This is a genomic window from Aliihoeflea aestuarii, assembly GCF_024105665.1.
Classification (GTDB): domain Bacteria; phylum Pseudomonadota; class Alphaproteobacteria; order Rhizobiales; family Rhizobiaceae; genus Aliihoeflea; species Aliihoeflea aestuarii.
Genome location: NZ_JAAAMK010000009.1, coordinates 1 through 19,539, shown reverse-complemented (window position 1 = coordinate 19,539; position 19,539 = coordinate 1). Strand labels below are relative to the sequence as shown.

16 protein-coding genes are annotated in these 19,539 nt (G+C 63.2%); 13 read left to right on the top strand and 3 right to left on the bottom strand.

Annotated elements, in window-relative coordinates; translation table 11 throughout:
* Positions 1-3: 3 nt before the first annotated feature.
* Positions 4-864, bottom strand: a complete 861-nt coding sequence (locus GTW25_RS16145; RefSeq protein ID WP_252913245.1) for a methyltransferase domain-containing protein — start codon at positions 862-864, stop codon at positions 4-6.
* A 76-nt stretch (positions 865-940) separates the two neighbouring features.
* On the opposite strand from GTW25_RS16145, the gene GTW25_RS16140 reads away from it, so the two are divergent.
* From GTW25_RS16140 to GTW25_RS16125, 4 genes are read left to right on the top strand one after another with little or no spacing between them, the layout of a single operon-like run.
* Entirely contained in the window at positions 941-1,711 is a 771-nt protein-coding gene (locus GTW25_RS16140) for a ComF family protein (protein ID WP_252913244.1), read from the top strand.
* 30 nt (positions 1,712-1,741) lie between these two features.
* The gene (grxC, locus tag GTW25_RS16135; RefSeq protein WP_252913243.1) at positions 1,742-2,008 is read left to right on the top strand and encodes a glutaredoxin 3; all 267 of its coding nucleotides are present in this window, start codon (positions 1,742-1,744) and stop codon (positions 2,006-2,008) included.
* The gene (locus GTW25_RS16130) at positions 2,005-2,850 is read left to right on the top strand and encodes a carbon-nitrogen hydrolase family protein (protein WP_252913242.1); all 846 of its coding nucleotides are present in this window, start codon (positions 2,005-2,007) and stop codon (positions 2,848-2,850) included. The genes grxC and GTW25_RS16130 overlap by 4 nt, the downstream gene beginning before the upstream one ends.
* Positions 2,847-3,272 (top strand): DUF1178 family protein, encoded by a 426-nt coding sequence (locus tag GTW25_RS16125; protein ID WP_252913241.1) that lies wholly within the window; start codon positions 2,847-2,849, stop codon positions 3,270-3,272. The genes GTW25_RS16130 and GTW25_RS16125 overlap by 4 nt, the downstream gene beginning before the upstream one ends.
* Positions 3,273-3,281: 9 nt before the next feature.
* Here GTW25_RS16125 and ubiG read toward each other — a convergent pair whose 3' ends face one another.
* A complete protein-coding gene (ubiG, locus tag GTW25_RS16120; RefSeq protein WP_252913240.1) occupies positions 3,282-4,031 on the bottom strand; it encodes a bifunctional 2-polyprenyl-6-hydroxyphenol methylase/3-demethylubiquinol 3-O-methyltransferase UbiG in 750 nt (249 codons plus the stop codon).
* Positions 4,032-4,190: 159 nt separating this feature from the next.
* Between ubiG and GTW25_RS16115 the strand changes: the two genes are divergently transcribed.
* From GTW25_RS16115 to GTW25_RS16075, 9 genes are all read left to right on the top strand, one after another.
* Positions 4,191-5,117 (top strand): ABC transporter ATP-binding protein, encoded by a 927-nt coding sequence (locus tag GTW25_RS16115; protein WP_252913239.1) that lies wholly within the window; start codon positions 4,191-4,193, stop codon positions 5,115-5,117.
* Positions 5,114-5,875, top strand: coding sequence for an ABC transporter permease (locus GTW25_RS16110; RefSeq protein WP_252913238.1), 762 nt, complete (start codon positions 5,114-5,116; stop codon positions 5,873-5,875). Before GTW25_RS16115 ends, GTW25_RS16110 begins: the two co-directional genes overlap by 4 nt.
* Before the next feature lie 106 nt (positions 5,876-5,981).
* On the top strand, positions 5,982-7,235 hold the full coding sequence (locus tag GTW25_RS16105; protein ID WP_252913237.1) for an aspartate kinase: 1,254 nt from the start codon (positions 5,982-5,984) through the stop codon (positions 7,233-7,235).
* 82 nt (positions 7,236-7,317) lie between these two features.
* Positions 7,318-9,588, top strand: coding sequence for a phosphoenolpyruvate--protein phosphotransferase (gene ptsP / locus GTW25_RS16100; RefSeq protein ID WP_252913236.1), 2,271 nt, complete (start codon positions 7,318-7,320; stop codon positions 9,586-9,588).
* A gap of 11 nt (positions 9,589-9,599) precedes the next feature.
* Complete coding sequence (gene prfA / locus GTW25_RS16095) at positions 9,600-10,679, top strand: peptide chain release factor 1 (protein WP_252913235.1); 1,080 nt, start codon at positions 9,600-9,602, stop codon at positions 10,677-10,679.
* Positions 10,660-11,544: a peptide chain release factor N(5)-glutamine methyltransferase gene (gene prmC, locus GTW25_RS16090; RefSeq protein ID WP_372493218.1), complete on the top strand. Its 885-nt coding sequence runs from the start codon at positions 10,660-10,662 to the stop codon at positions 11,542-11,544. Before prfA ends, prmC begins: the two co-directional genes overlap by 20 nt.
* A 292-nt stretch (positions 11,545-11,836) precedes the next feature.
* Positions 11,837-12,688 carry a DUF4167 domain-containing protein gene (locus GTW25_RS16085; protein ID WP_252913233.1) on the top strand — a complete coding sequence of 284 codons (852 nt, stop codon included), beginning with the start codon at positions 11,837-11,839 and terminating at the stop codon, positions 12,686-12,688.
* A 200-nt stretch (positions 12,689-12,888) separates the two neighbouring features.
* Entirely contained in the window at positions 12,889-15,501 is a 2,613-nt protein-coding gene (gene clpB, locus GTW25_RS16080) for an ATP-dependent chaperone ClpB (RefSeq protein WP_252913232.1), read from the top strand.
* Between the two features lie 162 nt (positions 15,502-15,663).
* A complete protein-coding gene (locus GTW25_RS16075) occupies positions 15,664-17,139 on the top strand; it encodes a L,D-transpeptidase family protein (RefSeq protein WP_252913231.1) in 1,476 nt (491 codons plus the stop codon).
* A 79-nt stretch (positions 17,140-17,218) separates the two neighbouring features.
* On the opposite strand, the gene GTW25_RS16070 is transcribed toward GTW25_RS16075, so the two are convergent.
* Entirely contained in the window at positions 17,219-19,165 is a 1,947-nt protein-coding gene (locus GTW25_RS16070) for a M23 family metallopeptidase (protein ID WP_252913230.1), read from the bottom strand.
* Positions 19,166-19,539 lie beyond the last annotated feature (374 nt).

The window sequence follows — 19,539 nt, the reverse complement described above, 5'->3', positions numbered from 1 at the left end:
CTTCTAGCCCGGATTTTTCAGCGCATCTGCAAGCGAAGCTGTTGCACTGCCGCGTCGTGCAGGCTTCTGTTGCGAGACGTGTGGTGCCCATCCCGACAGCCATATCGTCGCGAAGGTCGCGCGGATGCGCCCATCGGGGTCGGCGAACCGTTCCGCGTAGATTTCCGCCGCCCTGCCGAGAACCGATCGGCGCAAGGGCCGCGCGCCCAAAAGCGCGTTGGTCGCGCCCATCGCCTTCAGATCGCGCATGAGATGAAACATCGTGTCGTAGCGCACGATCGTTTCGTCCATATCGGCGACCGGCAATGCGAAACCCGCTCTTTGGAGAAGTGCGCCCGCGTCGCGAATATCGACGAAGGGATGGATGCGCGATGCCGCGCCGCCGGTCACTTCCGCTTCTGCTGCGAGAAGCGATTCGCGCAGTTCGCCCAGCGTGCCCGCTCCGGCAAGGCAGCCGAGAAAGAGGCCGTCCGGCTTGAGTGCTCGCCTGATCTGGACGAGCGCACCGGGAATGTCGTCCACCTCGCCCAACGCGTAGAGCGAGATCGCCAGATCGAAGCTTTCGGCGTCGAGATCGAGATGGTCGACAGGCGAAATCGTTCCGGCTTCTGTACCAAGAAGCCGTTTGTCGGCCTCGACGCGTTCGATCCGGTCGACCTTGCCGGTCGCTTCAAGCGCCTCGGTTGCGGTCTCGATCACGCCATGAAGCACAGTGCCGCGCTCGAAACGCCGGCTCACCGTCGACAGGCGTTCGCCAAGTTCCGCCGCCGCGGCGCGCATGAGGAAATCGCCGTGCCGCCCTGTCTGTGCGAGGGCGCGAAGCTTGTGGTTCAAGACACGGCGGGGATCGAAGATTGCGTCCATGGGCTCGTTGGTATGATATCGGCAAAGAGCCGCATATGGGGTGGTGCGAGGCAGGATGCACGTTGCCGATCGATTGATGAAGATCAAGTCCGCCGGGCGATTTCTCGCCGATGGCGCGACCTCGCTTTTCTTTCCGCCCATCTGCCTTGGCTGCCGGCGGATCGTGGCGGCGGGCGGCACGCTTTGTGGATCGTGTTGGGGCGAGGTTCATTTTCTCGAACAGCCCTGGTGCGCCGTTTCGGGTGTTCCGTTCGTCATGGATATGGGGGAGGGGGCCATCTCTCCGGCGGTGATGGCGTCGCCGCCTGCCTACGACCGGTCGCGCGCGGCCGTCGCCTATGACGGCGCGGCGCGGCGGCTCGCCCAGAGTCTCAAATATCAGGACCGGACCGACCTTGCGCCCTGGCTTGCCCGATGGATGGCGCGCGCCGGGCGCGAAATCCTCGCCGATGCCGACATGCTCGTGCCGGTGCCGCTTCATCGCCAGCGTTTTCTTACCCGCCGATTCAACCAGTCGGCGGAACTCGCGCGTGCGGTCGCGCGGATTTCGGGCGTCGCCTTCGTTCCAGAAGCTGCGATCCGCATCAAGAAGACCGTGCCGCAGGTGGGGCTGAAATCGAAAGAGCGTGAAGACAATGTACGCGCCGCCTTCAAGGTGCCTGACCGAGCGGCGGAGCGGGTGCGCGATCAGCATGTGTGCATCGTCGACGATGTCTATACGACCGGGGCGACGGTGGCCGCGCTGGCGACGTGCCTGCGCAAGGCGGGTGCGCGGGAAATCTCGGTGCTGACTTTCGCGCGCGTCCTGCCGGGGGACTTCCGGCGCGAGCGGCCAGCGCCTATATAGGCTTAACCAGGTAACACCGAACGGATCACGATGGCGGACGTCGAAATCTATACGCGCATGATGTGCGGATATTGCGCAGCGGCAAAGCGGCTGCTCGACAAGAAGGGCGCGGCCTATGTCGAGCATGATGCCAGCTTTTCGCCCGAACTGCGTCAGGAGATGATTGCCAAGGCCAACGGTCGATCCACTTTTCCGCAGATATTCATCGACGGCCGCCATGTCGGCGGCAGCGACGAGTTGCACGCGCTCGACCGCGAGGGCAGGCTCGACGCCATGCTTGTCGGAGCCTCCTCATGACGATCAAGGTCGCCGCGCTTCAGATGCGCTCCACCACGTCGCCCGAACGCAACATCGCCGATTTCGAGGCGCTGGTGCGCGAAGCGGCGGCGCAGGGCGCGACCTATGTCCAGTCGCCGGAAATGACCGGCGCATTGGTCAAGGACCGCGAGGCGCTGCGCTCGATCATAACGTCCAATGACGAGGACGCGCTGGTGAAACGTGCCGGCGAGCTCGCGCGGGAACTTTCCATCATCATTCATGTCGGCTCCACGGCAATCGCTCGGGCCGATGGCAAGGTGGCCAACCGGGCCTTCGTTTTCGGTCCGGACGGCGCGCTGATGGCGACTTACGACAAGATTCATATGTTCGACGTCGATCTCGACAATGGCGAGAGCTGGCGCGAATCGGCGACCTACGAGCCGGGAAAGCAGTCGACGGTCGTCGATCTGCCGTTCGGCCGGGCCGGGCTTGCGGTGTGCTACGATCTACGCTTCCCGCAACTGTTTCGTGCGCAGGCGATGGCCGGTGCATCGGTCCTGACGGTGCCGGCGGCCTTCACGCGCCAGACGGGTGAAGCGCACTGGCATGTCCTGTTGCGCGCCCGCGCGATCGAAAATGGCGCGTTCGTCATCGCCGCCGCTCAGGGCGGCAGGCACGAGGACGGGCGCGAGACGTTCGGTCACTCGATGATCGTCGATCCGTGGGGGAGAATCCTTGCCGAGGCGGATGGTGACGCGCCCGGCGTGGTGATCGCCGAGATCGATATTGCCGAAGTGGCCAAAGCGCGCGGCAAGGTTCCCAATTTGAAGAATGCCCGGGATTTCACCATCGCGGAAGGCGGGCTGAGAAACGCATCATGATCCGGTTCAATCTGGTTTGCGACGCCGGCCACGAATTCGATGGCTGGTTTCGAAGCAATGACGACTTCACGGGCCAGCAGGCGCGCGGTTTCGTTTCCTGCCCCGTCTGCCATTCCGAAAAGGTCGGCAAGGCGCTGATGGCGCCCGCCGTATCGACCGGACGGAAGAAGGAAAAGATCGCGCTGGCCGTCGGCGAGGAGCAGAAGCAGGTGCTCGCCAAGCTCAAGGAAATGGCCGACGCGGTGCGCCAGAACGCCGACTATGTCGGCGACAAGTTTGCCGACGAAGCGCGCAAGATCCATTTCGGGGAAACGGAAAAGCGCGGCATCTACGGCGAGGCGTCAGTCGACGAGGTCAAGAGCCTCGCCGAGGACGGCGTCGAATTCATGCCGTTGCCGGTATTTCCCGACGATCACAATTGATCGAACGGACTACGCCGACGGCTTCGTCGCCAGAACCATGTAGTTTACGTCGAGATCGGCCGAGCGGTTCCACTGGTCCGTCAGCGGATTGTAGCTGACGCCCGAACGGTCGATGATCGTCATGCCGCCGGGGGTCAGTCCGGCCTCGAGTTCGGCCGGCGTGACCAGCTTGTCATATTGGTGCGTGCCGCGCGGGAGCCACTGGAGCACGTATTCGGCGCCGATGATGGCAAGGCCCCAAGCCTTCATCGTCCGGTTGATGGTGGCGACGAACATCAGCCCGCCCGGCTTCACCATCTCGGCGCATTTGCCCAGGAAAAGATCGACGTCGGCGACGTGTTCGACCACTTCCATGTTGAGGACGACGTCGAATTTCTCGCCGGCGTCGGCCAGGGCTTCGGCCGTGGTCGCGCGGTAGTCGATCGCGACTTTTGATTCGGCTGCGTGGATCTTCGCCACTTCGATATTCGTTTCCGAGGCGTCCGCGCCGACGACATCGGCACCGAGGCGCGCCATCGGCTCGCACAAGAGGCCGCCGCCGCAGCCGATATCGAGCAGGCGCAAACCTTCGAGCGGTTTCGCCGAACGCGGGTCACGACCGAAATGGGCGGCGACCTGATCGCGGATATAGGCGAGACGGACCGGATTGAACTTGTGCAGCGGCTTGAACTTGCCGCTCGGGTTCCACCATTCCTGAGCGAGTTTCGAGAACCTCTCGATCTCGCCGGCGTCGATGGTGGTGCGCTGTGCATCCGACATGATTGTCTCCTTCGGAAGAGGTGAAGTCGGGCGAGGGGGCGGAAATGTCAAGCCGTCGCATTGGAATGTCAGGAGCGAGGTGTCGGCGCGCGATGGTCGATTGCGTCCTTGAAGGAGACGCCTATATGCGTCTCGCACGCTCCAGTAGAAAAGAATTCCATGCAGCCCGCATTATCGATCCGCAATCTCTCGAAAACCTATGCTTCGGGGTTCACAGCGCTGAAAGGCGTCGATCTCGAAGTCCAACCCGGCGAAATCTTCGCGCTCCTCGGACCCAACGGCGCAGGCAAGACGACGCTGATCGGCATCGTGTGTGGCCTCGTCAATGCGAGCGGCGGCGCGGTGAGCGTCCATGGCGACGATATCGTCACTGATTATCGCAAGACCCGCTCGATCATCGGGCTCGTTCCGCAGGAGGTGTCGCTCGACGCATTCGAAAGCGTCTGGGCAACGATCTCCTACAGCCGGGGGCTGTTCGGGAAGAGCAAGAATCCCGCGCATATCGAGAAAATTCTGCGCACGCTCTCGCTCTGGGACAAGAAGGACGAGAAGGTCATCAACCTGTCCGGCGGGATGAAGCGGCGCGTAATGATCGCCAAGGCGCTGGCCCATGAGCCAAAGCTGCTCTTCCTCGACGAGCCGACGGCGGGCGTCGATGTGGAGCTCAGGCGCGACATGTGGGCGATGGTGCGCGAATTGCGCGCCACCGGCGTCACCATCATCCTGACCACCCATTATATCGAAGAAGCCGAGGAAATGGCCGACCGTGTCGGTGTCATCTCGAAGGGCGAGGTCATCCTGGTCGAGGACAAGGTTGCGCTGATGAGGCGCTTCGGCAAGAAGCGGCTGGAACTGGAACTGGTCGAGCCGCTCGCGGCCCTGCCGGCCTCGTTCGAAGGGCGCGGGCTGGAACTGGCCGATGACGGAAGGCGTCTCGTCTATCTTTACGACACGCAGGCCGAGCGCCCCGGTATTACGTCTCTGTTGGCCGATCTTGCTGCCGAAAATATCCGCTTCCGCGATCTCGAGACGCGGCAAAGCTCGCTCGAGGACATCTTCGTCGACCTGGTGAGGGACCGGACATGAACTTTCAGGCCGTGAAGGCGATCTATACGTTCGAGATGGCGCGCACCTTCCGCACCATCATGCAAAGCATCATCTCGCCGGTGGTGTCCACCTCGCTCTATTTCGTCGTATTCGGCGCGGCGATCGGCTCGCGCATCGAGACGATCGACGGTGTCGAATACGGCGCGTTCATCGTGCCGGGGCTGATCATGATGTCACTCCTGACGCTGTCGATCTCGAATGCCTCCTTCGGCATCTATTTCCCGAAATTCACCGGCACGATCTACGAAATCCTGTCGGCACCGATTTCCTATGGCGAGATATTGCTGGCTTTCGTCGGCGCGGCCGCAACCAAATCGATCATGATCGGCCTCGTGATCCTTGCCACGGCGGCTTTCTTCGTCGATCTGCAAATCCAGCATCCTTTCGTCATGATGCTGTTCCTCGTGCTGATCTCGGTGAGCTTTTCGCTGTTCGGATTCATCATCGGCATCTGGGCGGACGGCTTCGAGAAGTTGCAGATCATCCCGCTGCTCATCGTCATGCCGCTCGCGTTTCTGGGTGGCACGTTCTATTCGCTCGATATGCTGCCGCCCGTCTGGCAGACGATCTCGCTCGCCAATCCCGTCGTCTATCTCGTCTCCGGCTTCCGCTGGAGCTTCATCGGCACGTCGGATGTGAATGTCTGGGTGAGCCTTGGCATGACGCTCGTCTTCCTGGCCGTTTGCCTCGCCATCACCGCCTGGATATTCCGCACCGGCTACCGGCTGAAGACCTGACGGATAGTCGGTCTTGCTTGCACGGCGAACATGATTTGAGTATGCAACCCGCGCCGCCCGCGAAAGGCGGCGGAAATTGCATTCTCTGATCCGGGACCTTCCGTAAATGGCGCGCATCGTGATGAAGTTCGGCGGAACGTCCGTCGCCGACCTCGACCGTATCCGCAACGTCGCGCGCCACGTCAAACGCGAGGTCGACGCCGGCCATGAGGTCGCCGTCGTCGTTTCGGCGATGGCCGGCAAGACGAACGAACTCGTCGGATGGTGCCGCGAGGCCTCGCCCATGCACGACGCGCGCGAATATGACGCTATCGTCGCTTCGGGCGAGCAGGTGACCGCCGGGCTTCTGGCCATCACGCTCCAGTCTATGGGCGTTCATGCGCGATCCTGGCAGGGCTGGCAGATTCCTATTCTGACCGACAACGCCCATGGCGCGGCGCGTATTCAGGACATCGACGGCTCGTTCCTGGTCAAGCGTTTCGGCGAGGGACAGGTCGCGGTCGTCGCCGGTTTCCAGGGGCTTGCGCCGGACAACCGCATCGCAACGCTCGGTCGCGGCGGATCCGATACCAGCGCGGTCGCCATCGCCGCCGCCGTCAAGGCCGACCGCTGCGACATCTATACGGATGTCGACGGCGTCTATACGACCGACCCGCGCATCGAACCCAAGGCGAAAAGGCTCGCCCGCATCTCCTTCGAGGAAATGCTGGAAATGGCCTCGCTGGGAGCCAAGGTCCTGCAGGTGCGCTCGGTGGAACTCGCCATGGTGCACAAGGTGCGCACTTTCGTGCGGTCCTCTTTCGAGGACCCGGACGCCCCCGGCATGGGCGATTTCGACAACCCGCCCGGTACGCTCATTTGCGACGAGGATGAAATCGTGGAACAGCAAGTCGTAACAGGCATCGCCTACGCCAAGGATGAAGCGCAGATTTCGCTGCGGCGCGTCGCCGACCGGCCGGGCGTTGCAGGCGGCATCTTCGGGCCGCTCGCAGAGGCCAATATCAATGTCGACATGATCGTCCAGAACATTTCTGAAGACGGTTCGCGCACCGACATGACGTTTACCGTGCCCTCGGCCGATGTCGGCAAGGCGATCGCGGTCCTCGACGAGAACCGCGAAACGATCGGATTCGACGTGATCCAGCACGATGACGGGATGGCGAAGGTTTCCGTCATCGGCATCGGCATGCGCAGCCATGCGGGCGTCGCCGCGATCGCCTTCAAGGCGCTCGCCGAGCGCAGCATCAACATCCGTGCGATCACCACGTCGGAGATCAAGATTTCCATCCTGATCGACGCTGCCTACACGGAATTGGCAGTCAGGACTTTGCATTCCGTCTACGGGCTCGATAAGCAGTAGTCAGGGGAACAGCCGGCACGCGAGCCGGCTGCCGGGCCTGCCCACGGGACAGGCCTCGAAGCGCCGTTGGAGAAAACGGTCGATGCGTGACATGGCGGCGGGACCGCGCGTATTGCTGAGACGGCTGCGCGAACTCATGGCGGAAGCGCTCGAGCCGCAGGAAAGGCTCGACCGTATCGTGCGCGAGATCGCGTCGAACATGGTCGCCGAAGTCTGCTCGCTCTACGTGCTGCGTGCCGATTCGATCCTCGAACTCTATGCAACCGAAGGTCTGAATCCCGGTTCGGTCCACCTTGCGCAGTTGAAGCTCGGGCAGGGCCTCGTCGGCACGATCGCGGCGAGCGCGCGGGCGCTCAATCTGTCCGACGCGCAGACGCATCCCGCCTTCGCCTACCTCCCGGAGACAGGTGAGGAGATATACAACTCCTTCCTCGGCGTTCCGGTGCTGCGCGCGGGCCGCACGCTCGGCGTTCTGACCGTCCAGAACCGGACCATGCGCCAGTATCGCGAGGACGAGCTGGAAGCGCTTGAGACGATCGCGATGGTGATCGCCGAGATGATCGCGACCGGCGATCTGGCACGGTTGACGCGGCCCGGCCTCGAACTCGACCTGTCGCGGCCGGTTTCCTTTACCGGATTGCCGCTCAACGACGGCGTCGGGCTCGGGCATGTCGTGCTGCACGAGCCGCGCATCGTCGTCACCAATCTGTTCAACGAGGATTCGGACGCCGAACTCGAACGGCTGAACGAGGCGCTCGGCTCGCTGCGCCTGTCGATCGACGATATGCTTTCGCGCCGTGAAGTCGCGTTCGAGGGTGAGCATCGCGAGGTGCTGGAAGCCTATCGCATGTTCGCCAACGATCGCGGATGGGTGCGCCGGCTCGAAGAGGCGGTGCGCAACGGGCTGACCGCCGAAGCGGCTGTGGAAAAAGTGCAGTCGGACATGCGTGCGCGCATGATGCACATGACCGACCCCTATCTGCGCGAGCGCATGAGCGATTTCGACGATCTCGCCAACCGCCTCCTGCGTCAGCTTCTGGGGCGCGGGCCGGAGGCGATAGCCACCTTGATGCCGCGCGATGCCATCATCGTGGCACGCTCGATGGGCGCAGCCGAACTTCTCGACTACCCACGCGACAAGCTGCGCGGCCTTGTGCTGGAGGAAGGCGCGGTCACCAGCCATGTCGTGATCGTGGCGCGGGCGATGGGCATTGCCGTCACCGGCCAGATGAAGGGCGTCGTCTCCATGTCGGAGAACGGTGACGCGATCATCATCGACGGCGAGGAAGGGCGCGTGCATCTGCGCCCGCAACCCGACGTCGAATCGGCCTACGCGGAGAAGGTAAAGTTCCGCGCCCGCCGGCAGGAACTCTATCGCGAGATGCGCGACAAGCCTTCGGTGACGAGGGACGGCGTCGCGATCGATCTGATGATGAACGCCGGACTTGCCGTCGACCTGCCGCAGCTTGCCGAATCCGGCGCCGTTGGCATCGGCCTTTTCCGCACCGAACTGCAATTCATGGTGGCGGCGACCTTCCCGCGCGCCGAAGCGCAGGAACGGCTCTACCGGGACGTTCTGGAAGCGGCGAACCGCAAGCCCGTCACCTTCCGCACGATCGATATCGGCGGCGACAAGGTGCTGCCTTACTTCAAGGGCGCGGGTCAGGAAGAGAACCCGGCGCTTGGCTGGCGCGCGATCCGCCTGACGCTCGATCGCCCGGCGCTGTTGCGCACGCAGGTCCGCGCATTGCTGAAGGCTGCCGGCGGACGGGAGCTGCGTGTCATGCTGCCCATGGTCACGGAACTCACCGAGATCGATGCAGCGCGTGCGATCATCGACCGGGAAGTGCGGCATCTCGCCCGATTCGGGCATCATCTGCCGACCAGCTTCAAGCTGGGCGCGATGCTGGAGGTGCCTTCGCTTCTGTGGCAACTGGACGAGTTGATGGCGCGCGTCGATTTCGTCTCGGTCGGCTCGAACGACCTCTTCCAGTTCGTCACCGCATCCGACCGAGGCAATACGCTTCTTGCGGATCGCTTCACGCCGCTTTCCGTGCCGTTCCTGCGGCTCTTGCGGCATGTCGCGCGGGCCGGGGTGCGTCTGGAAACCCCGGTGACGCTGTGCGGGGAGATGGCCGGACGTCCGCTGACGGCGATGGCGCTGCTCGGCGTCGGGTTTCGGTCGATCTCCATGTCGCCGGCCGCGATCGGCCCGGTCAAGACGATGTTGTGCGACCTGCCGCTCGGCGAATTGGGCCGCTTGCTCGACGAGGCCCTCGACTCGACGGCAGATCATGCCGATATACGTGCCTTGCTGACCGGCTTCGCCGCCGAGCACGCCGTCTCCCTTTAGGAACTCAATTCATGATCGAACTGCCGCGCGACCGGATGGATCAGGTCATCAAGCGTTTCGAAATGCTCGAAGCGCAGATGGCGGCCGGGCCGGAGGCCGACGCCTATGTGAAGCTGGCATCGGAATACTCCGAGTTGCAGGAGATCGTCGCCAGGGTGCGTGAATTGCTGGCGGCCGAAAACGAACTCGCCGACCTCGAAGCCATGCTCGCCGACCGCTCGCTCGACAAGGAAATGCGCGATCTTGCGGAACTCGACCGTCCTGCCGTGGAGGATCGCGTCGAGGCGCTGCAACAGGAAATTCAAATCCTGATGCTGCCCAAGGATTCGGCCGACGAGAAGAATGCGATCCTCGAAATCCGCGCCGGCACCGGCGGCGATGAGGCAGCGCTTTTCGCCGGCGATCTTTTCCGTATGTATGAGCGCTTCGCTGCCGAGCAGGGCTGGCGTGTCGAACTCGTCTCGGCAAGCGAAGGCGAGGTCGGCGGCTACAAGGAAATCATCGCGACGGTTTCGGGGCGCGGCGTCTTCGCCAAGCTGAAATTCGAATCGGGTGTTCACCGGGTCCAGCGCGTGCCGGAAACCGAAGGGGGCGGGCGCATCCATACGTCGGCGGCGACCGTCGCGGTGCTGCCGGAAGCCGAGGATGTCGACATCGACATCAAGGCGGAGGATATCCGCATCGACACCATGCGCGCATCCGGCGCGGGCGGGCAGCACGTCAACACCACCGATTCGGCCGTGCGGATCACGCATATCCCGACCGGCATCATGGTCGTATCGGCGGAGAAGTCGCAGCACCAGAACCGCGCCAAGGCGATGCAGATCCTGCGCGCCCGCCTCTACGACATCGAACGGACGCGTCTTGCCGACGAGCGTTCGGAATCGCGGCGCAGCCAGGTCGGATCGGGCGATCGTTCGGAGCGTATCCGGACATACAATTTCCCGCAGGGACGGTTGACCGATCATCGCATCAATCTGACGCTCTACAAACTCGATCGGGTCATGCAGGGAGAAATCGGCGAGGTGGTGGACGCGCTGATTTCCGACCACCAGTCGAAGCTTCTGGCCGATATGGGAGCCAATGCCTGACACCTTCGCTCTCGGCGCGATGATCCGCGAGGCGCGCCGACGACTCGAAGCGGCGGGCATCGACAATGCCGGGATCGATGCCCAACTGATCGTCGAGCATGTAACGGGGGCAACGCGGCTCGACCTGATCGCGCGCGCCGACCAGCCCGTTTCGCCGGTCCAGGCAGAGCGGATCGAAGCCATGCTCGCGCGACGCATCGCGCATGAGCCCGTTCACCGTATTCTCGGTGAACGCGAGTTTTACGGGCTGCGGATGATGCTTTCGCAGCAGACGCTGGAACCGCGACCGGACACCGAAACCCTCGTGGATGCCGTGATCCCTTTCGCGCGTGCGCGGGCAAAAGCCGGCGGGTGCCGCGTCCTCGATCTGGGCACGGGAACGGGCGCGATCCTGATCGCAATTCTGGCTCAGGTGCCAAAGGCAACGGGCCTCGCGGTCGATATTTCGGCCGATGCCCTTGAAACGGCCGCACGCAACGCCGACCTTAACGGTGTGGCCGGTCGTTTTGACGCCGCCCGGTCGGACTGGTTTTCGAACATCTCAGGCAGGTTCGACCTGATCGTCTCAAATCCGCCCTATATACCGTCCAGTGATGTTGAAAATCTCGCATCGGAAGTTCGATTGTTCGACCCCGCGAGGGCGCTCGACGGAGGTGGAGACGGGCTTGATTGCTACCGGGCGATCGCGCGAAGTGCTGGCGGTCATTTGACCGATGACGGGCGGATCGCCGTCGAGATCGGGTACGATCAGAACGACCCGGTCAGGACAGTTTTCGAACACCATGGATTCCCCTGCCGCGAGGCAAGGAAAGACTTGGGCGGAAACGATCGCGTGTTGATCTTCGGGCCGAGCGGCGGCCTGTGAAACGCGCGCAAAAAGGACTTGGCAACACCAATCAATCCAGCTAGGTTTCAAATACCGGATGTAACGAAGCAGGCAGTGCTGTCATCGATTCGGTATCCCGAGATACAAACTGCCTTCATGCGTAGATGACGCCTTTAGCTTCGTGCGGGGATGTCCGGTGCGTGACGCGAAACCGAAGCGGGAAACACTGGCGATAGCGCTTGATGCGACTGTTCGCCCTAGCGATGTTGCGGAACGGGCAGGGCCCGGATGCCGCATGGATATTCCTCCACAAGGCAATGAAGAGAAACTGATGAGGCCACAGCAAAACAGGCGCATGCGCGGACGCGGTAACAACAACAATAGCAACAATAACAACAATAATAATAACAACCGCAAAGGCCCCAATCCGCTGACCCGCAGCTATGAGAGTAACGGCCCGGACGTAAAAATCCGTGGAACGGCGCAGCAGATCGCGGACAAGTATACGACGCTGGCGCGGGATGCGCAGAGTTCCGGCGACCGCGTCATTGCGGAAAACTATCTCCAGCACGCGGAACATTACAACCGCATCATCGCGACCGCGCTCGCGCAGCAGGCGGCAACCCAGCAGCAGCAGCGCGATTCGCGTGACGACGAAGACGAAGACGACAACGACGGCAACTTCGAGGGCGGCCAGAACCAGCGCGAGCAGCAGCCGCGCGGCGACAGCCAGCCTCGCGACAACCAGCAGCGCGGCGATCAACAGCCGCGTGGAGAACGCCAGAACCGTGACCAGCGCGACGGCGGCAACGGCCAGCGTGACAATCGGCGCGACGAGCGGAACAGCGATGCCGGTGCGGACGCGCCGGTCGTGCAGGGCTCGGGGCCGCAGCCGGTGATCGAAGGCGTTCCTGCCGAAGTCGCGCTCGGTGAAGCGGGGACGGCGAGCGAGGGACGCCGCACCCGTGCGCCGCGCCGCCCGCGCGCCGCGCCGACGGAAGAAGCGGCTGCGACTGCTTCGCCGGCTGAGCTTGCCCAAAAGGTGCAGGACGCCGAGACCGGCGAGGACGCACCGCAAAAGCCGCGCCGCACCCGCCGCCCGCGTCTCAAGCCGGCGGAAGACCAGGAGAGCGCGGCAGCCGAAGAAAAGTCCGACGACGATGTCGGCGAGGCGGCAGCGTAATTCTCCATTCAGGAATTGCGAAAGGGCGGTGATCATTCACCGCCCTTTTTTGTTGCCTGGATGTTCGGCTCACTTGAGCGGTCGCGGTCCGCTTCCCATATCGTTCTCAATTGGACCTGCCGGTGAAGCCGGGGGTCCGTCACCGCAATCTGAACCGGCGCTGCATGGCAGGCCGGGGACGGAATGGAGACATCGAAGACATGAATATCGAGAAGTATTCGGAGCGGGTTCGCGGCTTCATACAGTCGGCGCAGACCATGGCTCTCGCCCGCAATCATCAGCAGTTCACGCCGGAGCATCTGCTCAAGGTTCTCGTCGACGACGAGGATGGGCTTGCCGCCTCGCTCATCGAGCGTGCCGGCGGGCATGTCCGCGACGTGCGGCTCGGCGTCGAAACCGCGCTCGAGGCGATGCCGAAGGTCGAGGGCGGGAACGGCCAGCTCTATCTTGCGCAACCTTTGGCGAAGGTGTTTTCCACCGCCGAGGAACTGGCGAAGAAGGCCGGCGATTCCTTCGTTACCGTCGAGCGACTGTTGACGGCTATGGCGATGGAGAAGTCGGCCAAGTCCGCCGACATTCTGACGAAGGCCGGGCTGACGCCGGTCGCGCTCAACCAGGTCATCAACGACATCCGCAAGGGGCGAACGGCCGATTCTGCATCTGCTGAACAGACCTATGACGCCTTGAAGAAATATGCGCGCGATCTGACCGCCGATGCACGGGCGGGCAAGCTCGATCCGGTGATCGGCCGCGACGACGAGATTCGCCGCACCATGCAGGTCCTGTCCCGCCGTACCAAGAACAATCCCGTTCTGATCGGCGAGCCGGGCGTGGGCAAGACCGCGATCGCCGAGGGGCTCGCGCTGCGCATCGTCAATGGCGACGTGCCTGAATCCCTGAAGGACAAGCAATTGATGGCGCTCGACATGGGCGCGTTGATCGCTGGCGCGAAATATCGCGGCGAGTTCGAGGAGCGGTTGAAGGCCGTTCTGTCGGAGGTGCAGTCGGCTGCAGGCGGCATCATCCTCTTCATCGACGAGATGCACACGCTGGTCGGTGCCGGCAAGGCAGACGGTGCGATGGATGCGTCGAACCTCCTGAAGCCGGCGCTGGCGCGCGGCGAACTTCACTGCGTGGGCGCGACCACGCTCGACGAGTACCGCAAGCATGTGGAAAAGGACGCCGCCCTTGCCCGCCGCTTCCAGCCGGTCTTCGTCGAAGAGCCGACGGTCGAGGATACGATCTCGATCCTGCGCGGGTTGAAGGAAAAATACGAGCAGCACCATAAGGTGCGTATCTCCGACTCCGCGCTGGTGTCGGCCGCGACCTTGTCGAACCGCTACATCACCGATCGTTTCCTGCCGGACAAGGCGATCGATCTCGTCGACGAGGCCGCATCGCGGCTGCGTATGCAGGTGGATTCGAAGCCGGAGGAACTGGATGAGTTCGACCGGCGCATCATGCAGCTCAAGATCGAGCGCGAGGCGCTGAAGGTCGAACGCGACGACGCGTCCAAGGACCGTCTCGATCGGCTGGAAAAGGAACTGGCGGGGCTTGAGGAAAAGTCCGACGCGCTGACTGCCAAATGGCAGGCGGAAAAGCAGAAGCTCGGTCTGGCGGCGGACCTGAAGGGCGAACTCGACGAAGCGCGCAACGAACTTGCCATCGCACAGCGCAAAGGCGAATTCCAGCGCGCCGGCGAACTGGCTTATGGCCGCATTCCCGAACTGGAAAAAAGACTGAAGGACGCTGAGGCGGATGAAGACGGCGTCGGCTCCATGGTCGAGGAAACCGTTTCGCCCGATCACGTCGCGCAGGTCGTGTCGCGCTGGACCGGAATCCCGGTCGACAGGATGCTCGAAGGTCAGCGCGAGAAGCTGCTTCGCATGGAAGACGAACTTGCCCAGCGGGTCGTCGGGCAGGGCGAAGCCGTTCAGGCCGTATCGAAGGCGGTGCGCCGCGCGCGCGCCGGTCTTCAGGATCCGAACCGGCCGCTCGGATCGTTCATGTTTCTGGGCCCGACCGGCGTCGGCAAGACGGAGTTGACCAAGGCGCTCGCCAATTTCCTGTTCGACGACGAAGGCGCGATGGTGCGCATCGACATGTCCGAGTACATGGAAAAGCATTCGGTCTCGCGCCTGATCGGCGCGCCCCCCGGCTATGTCGGCTACGACGAAGGCGGGGCGTTGACCGAAGCCGTGCGGCGGCGGCCCTATCAGGTCGTTCTCTTCGACGAGATCGAAAAGGCGCATCCCGATGTCTTCAACGTGCTCCTTCAGGTGCTCGACGACGGCCGCCTGACGGACGGGCAGGGGCGCACGGTCGACTTCCGCAACACGTTGATCATCATGACGTCGAATCTCGGCTCCGAATATCTGGTCGCTCTTGGCGAAGATCAGGATGCGGACGCTGCCCGCGACGACGTGATGGCTGTCGTGCGGTCGTCTTTCAGGCCGGAATTCCTGAACCGGGTCGACGAGGTGATCCTGTTCCATCGCCTGCGCCGTCAGGACATGGGCAAGATCGTCGCGATCCAACTCACCCGGCTCGAAGCGCTTCTGGCCGACCGCAAGATCGTTCTCAAACTCGATCAGGATGCAGTCGACTGGCTGGCGGCGAAGGGTTACGACCCGGCCTATGGCGCACGCCCGCTCAAGCGCGTGATGCAAAAGGAACTCCAGGACCCGCTGGCCGAACGCATCCTGCTCGGCGAAATCCTCGACGGGTCGACCGTGAAGGTAACGGCGGGTTCCGACCGCCTGAACTTCCGCACGGTCACCGGAGAAAGCGGGGCGGTCGAACAGGCTGCCTGACCGGCGATCCTCGGATAGGGCAAAAGAAAATGGCCGGCGCGATTCCGGCCATTTTCATGTCCCGTTCATCCTTCATGAACCATAGTCAACCGCTCGTCGGCACGACCGGGTCACGTTTGGTCTCTGTCTGCAACCGCTACGCTTCTGGCCTGTTAGGATAAAATGATCACTCGACCGTTTTCTTTCTCACTTCTCGCGCTGTTCGTTTCGGCAGGGGCCGCTTCGGCGGCGTTGCCCGATCGCGAGCGGCCGCAGCCCAGTGCAAAGGCTTCGGAGCATGTCCAGCTCGCGCAGCGTGAAGTCGACGTCTATTACGACCAGTTCGGCCGCGAAGTTCTGGTCGACCCGTATACCGGCGAAATCGTCGGCATCGTCGGGGAGCAGGGAGGACCGGTCGCGCGGGAACGCTATGTCGAGCCCGATCCATGGGGCGGCGAATATGTCGATCCCTATGAACGCGATCCTTACGCATACGAGCCTTATGAAGATGATCGCCGGCTTCGGCGCGAGCAGCGGATGCGTGAGCTTGGCCGTTACCCCGGCGCGCGCCCCAACGGCTTTCCCGATGTGCGCGAGGCGCCTCAGGTCGCTCCGCGCGAAGAGCCGAGCTTGGCCGCTCCCGCACAGCCTGACGGTGGCGTGACACGCCAGCCGCTCGACGAACCGTCGACTGCGAGCCTAGGCAACGAGCCCGACGTGACGCAGCCGGGCCTGACCCAGCCCGGTTCGGTTATCGAGGTCAATCCGCAGAACCAGCCGCCTTCGATTTCCACCCCGCGCGCCACTGTTTCCGGCGCGAGCGAGGATGTCGCCAAAATCCAGATCGTCCTGTCGCGCATCGGTGCATCGCCGGGCGTGGTCGACGGACGCATGGGCGACAACGTCAACAAGGCGATCGCCGCCTATCGCGACCTGCGCGGCGAAGCGCTAAGAACTTACGATACGCAGTCCATCGAAGCGATCCTTCAGGAGACGGGGGGCGATGCCTTCGTCGACTATGAAATCACCGCCGTCGACGCCGCCGGTCCCTTCATCGCGTCGGTGCCGGCCGATTATGGCGAGAAGGCGCAGCTCGAGCATCTCGGCTACACTTCTGTCGCCGAAAAGCTCGCCGAGCGCTTTCACATGGACGAAAACTATCTGCGCGCCCTCAATCCGGGGCTGAATTTCGACCGGCCGGGAACGCGTATCCGCGTCGCCAACGTGCCGCGTCCCAAGCGCGAGCAGGTCGCGCGTATCATTGCGGACAAGAGCGCCAAGCAGGTTCGCGCCTATGATGCGTCGGGGGGTCTCGTCGTTGCCTATCCCGCGACGATCGGATCGCAGGGAACGCCGTCGCCGACGGGCACGCATACGGTCGAACGCATCGCGCTCGACCCCGAATACACCTACAATCCCAAGATCAATTTCCAGCAGGGCGACAACGACCGCGTGCTGCGCATTCCGCCCGGCCCGAACGGACCTGTCGGTTCGGTCTGGATCGCGCTGTCGAAGCCGACCTACGGCATTCACGGCACGCCCGACCCGTCGAAGATCGGCAAGACCTATTCCAACGGTTGCATCCGCCTGACCAACTGGGACGCGCAGGAATTGGCGAAGCTCGTTTCCAAGGGTGTGACGGTGGAGTTCCAGGAATAGGATCGGCCATCGGCAAATCCCATCATGAAAAAGGGCGGCTCGCATGGCCGCCCTTTTCATGTGATCCGCCGGATGCAAATCAGTTGCTGCTTTGCGCCATGCGCAAGGGAGGAACCGGATCGCCGTTGAGAAGGGCGACGATGCGCTCGCGCTCATACTGGAAGGCCTCGAGCTCTTCGCCCTCAAGGGAGCGATTCTGCGGCAGACGAACCCGCATCGGGTCAACCTTCGTGCCGTTGACGATCAGCTCATAGTGAAGGTGATTGCCGGTGGACAGTCCGGTCGAGCCGACATAGCCGATCACCTGTCCCTGCCGGACGCGCGCGCCGACCTTTATTCCGTCGGCGATGGCGTGCTGGTGGCTGTAGGACGACACGTATCCGTTGGCATGACGGATCACGGTGTGGCGACCATAGCCGCCCGACCAGCCGGCCTCTTCCACGACGCCGTTGCCGGCGGCGATGATCGGCGTTCCGCGCGGGGCTGCCCAGTCGACGCCGGTATGCGCGCGCACATAGCCCAGGATCGGATGGCGGCGGCCGCCGAAACCCGACGTGAAGCGACCGTTCGGCACCGGGTTTCTCAAAAGGAACTGGCGTGCGCTGCGCCCCTCCTCGTCGAAATAGTCGACCGAACCGTCTTCGTATTCGAACCTGTAGAAATTACGCGTCGTCGACCCGAAGGTCGCGCCGACATAGAGAAGCTCCGAATCGCCCGTGGCGTTGTCGTCGGTGTCCGGGTGCGAGAAGAACAGTTCGATCCGGTCGGTAGGGCTCAACCGCGACTGGAAATCGACATCGGCCGCCAGAAGACGAATGAGCTGGCGCGTCATATCCCGGTTGAGACCGTAGGAATAGGCGGCGCGATAGATGCCGTCATAGGCGGTCGGCAGCGAGCCGGATGATGCGACGACCGGAATGGATCCCTGCATGGCGATGGAGATCGCAGGATTGGGCTCCGGCTCGTCGCCCGGCACGAACTGCCCGCCATCGTCGATGGCGACCGTCGCCCAGTGCTCGGCATCGCGATAAAGGCTCGCACGCATGATACGCGAATTGTCGTCGACGATCTCCAGTCCGATGCGCAGCACCGAACCTGCCGGAACCGTGTCGCTCTCGATCATCCGTGCGACCGCTCCGGCCATGGCGACCGAAGGCTCGTCGTCGTAGCCCGCTTCGGCCAACAGGTCGACGATCGGCTCGTCCCGGCGTGCGATGACCATGTCCTCGGCGAATTCCGACGTTTCGGCGACGGCGCGTTCGCGGGGCGCGATCGACACGTTCTCGGGCACGACCCTTATGCCGTAATTTCCGAGCGAGGTTCCAGGCAGTCCATCGCCGAAGCGCTGGGGATCGACATAATGAAGGGCCGCGACCTGGATATCGCCATCGGTCAGGATCGCACCCGTATTGCGCACGACCGCCTCGACTTCCTCGGCCGACAATTCGCTGCGCGTGTCGTATGTCGCCGATCCGAGCGGAAAGGCGTCCATTCGCAGGCTGACCTCGCTCTCGACCCGCGCACCATAGATCTGGCCCATAGCAACGCTGGGGGCGGCGGGCGCGCCTTCCTCGGCGAACACGTCGAGCGGATCAAAAGCGGGATAGTCCCGATCCGTGGAATGTCCGGCGGCAAGCGCCATTTCGACATGCACGAACGGCACGGTCCGTACGATGTCGACATCGTCGTCTCGCAGAAGCGTCGAAATCTCCATTCGGCGCCGGTCGGACGTGTTGGTCAAAATGCGCGACGCGGCGACACGTCCGGTCTTGGTGGCTTCGCCGGCCATGGCGTCGGCATTGGTGCGGGGAGCGACCGCCGCGGAGGAGCGCAGGACAACATTGCCTGCATCGAGCGCGGCGAACAACGCAACGCCCATAAGGATGCTGGAGGTAACGCCGGTGAGGAACGTGCCCGACAACCAGCGCGCGGAAATCTCACGGCGATCGGGCGGCCCGCTGCGGCCGGCGCCGTTGAGCGGCGGCTCATCTCCCAATTCGCGTGCGGCCAGATCGTGGTCGTTCATGCCATCTCTTCAAGAGGAGCGCGCCGTTCGGCGGCAGATTTGCAGCTCGTGGAAGCGACAATTGCCTGCCGCTGCCCGCGAAGTCAACGAAAGGGCGGCACTTGTGAAGTGGCTTCCCATGATCTGTGTGGGTGCCGGGTCATTCGGGCCGTAATTAGGCACGCGCGCGCACGCGTAAGAGACGGCCCAAAGCTTCCGTTTCGTTTTCCCCAGCGTGACGGGTGTCCTGTCAAAAAACTGCAATATGGTCGTTGACAGTTTTGGTTTGTGGGGTCTATAAGGCGCTCACCAACGACGGCGGCGACGCTGCTGGCGACGGGGAGGTTTGCTCCTGGGTTTCGCGAGGTTGGTTGACATTACAGAGTATCGCTCTT

Coding starts and splice junctions, on each gene's coding strand:
- GTW25_RS16145 (WP_252913245.1), bottom strand. CDS start 864: ATGGACGCAATCTTCGATCCCCGCCGTGTCTTGAACCACAAGCTTCGC.
- GTW25_RS16140 (WP_252913244.1), top strand. CDS start 941: ATGAAGATCAAGTCCGCCGGGCGATTTCTCGCCGATGGCGCGACCTCG.
- grxC (WP_252913243.1), top strand. CDS start 1,742: ATGGCGGACGTCGAAATCTATACGCGCATGATGTGCGGATATTGCGCA.
- GTW25_RS16130 (WP_252913242.1), top strand. CDS start 2,005: ATGACGATCAAGGTCGCCGCGCTTCAGATGCGCTCCACCACGTCGCCC.
- GTW25_RS16125 (WP_252913241.1), top strand. CDS start 2,847: ATGATCCGGTTCAATCTGGTTTGCGACGCCGGCCACGAATTCGATGGC.
- ubiG (WP_252913240.1), bottom strand. CDS start 4,031: ATGTCGGATGCACAGCGCACCACCATCGACGCCGGCGAGATCGAGAGG.
- GTW25_RS16115 (WP_252913239.1), top strand. CDS start 4,191: ATGCAGCCCGCATTATCGATCCGCAATCTCTCGAAAACCTATGCTTCG.
- GTW25_RS16110 (WP_252913238.1), top strand. CDS start 5,114: ATGAACTTTCAGGCCGTGAAGGCGATCTATACGTTCGAGATGGCGCGC.
- GTW25_RS16105 (WP_252913237.1), top strand. CDS start 5,982: ATGGCGCGCATCGTGATGAAGTTCGGCGGAACGTCCGTCGCCGACCTC.
- ptsP (WP_252913236.1), top strand. CDS start 7,318: ATGCGTGACATGGCGGCGGGACCGCGCGTATTGCTGAGACGGCTGCGC.
- prfA (WP_252913235.1), top strand. CDS start 9,600: ATGATCGAACTGCCGCGCGACCGGATGGATCAGGTCATCAAGCGTTTC.
- GTW25_RS16085 (WP_252913233.1), top strand. CDS start 11,837: ATGAGGCCACAGCAAAACAGGCGCATGCGCGGACGCGGTAACAACAAC.
- clpB (WP_252913232.1), top strand. CDS start 12,889: ATGAATATCGAGAAGTATTCGGAGCGGGTTCGCGGCTTCATACAGTCG.
- GTW25_RS16075 (WP_252913231.1), top strand. CDS start 15,664: ATGATCACTCGACCGTTTTCTTTCTCACTTCTCGCGCTGTTCGTTTCG.
- GTW25_RS16070 (WP_252913230.1), bottom strand. CDS start 19,165: ATGAACGACCACGATCTGGCCGCACGCGAATTGGGAGATGAGCCGCCG.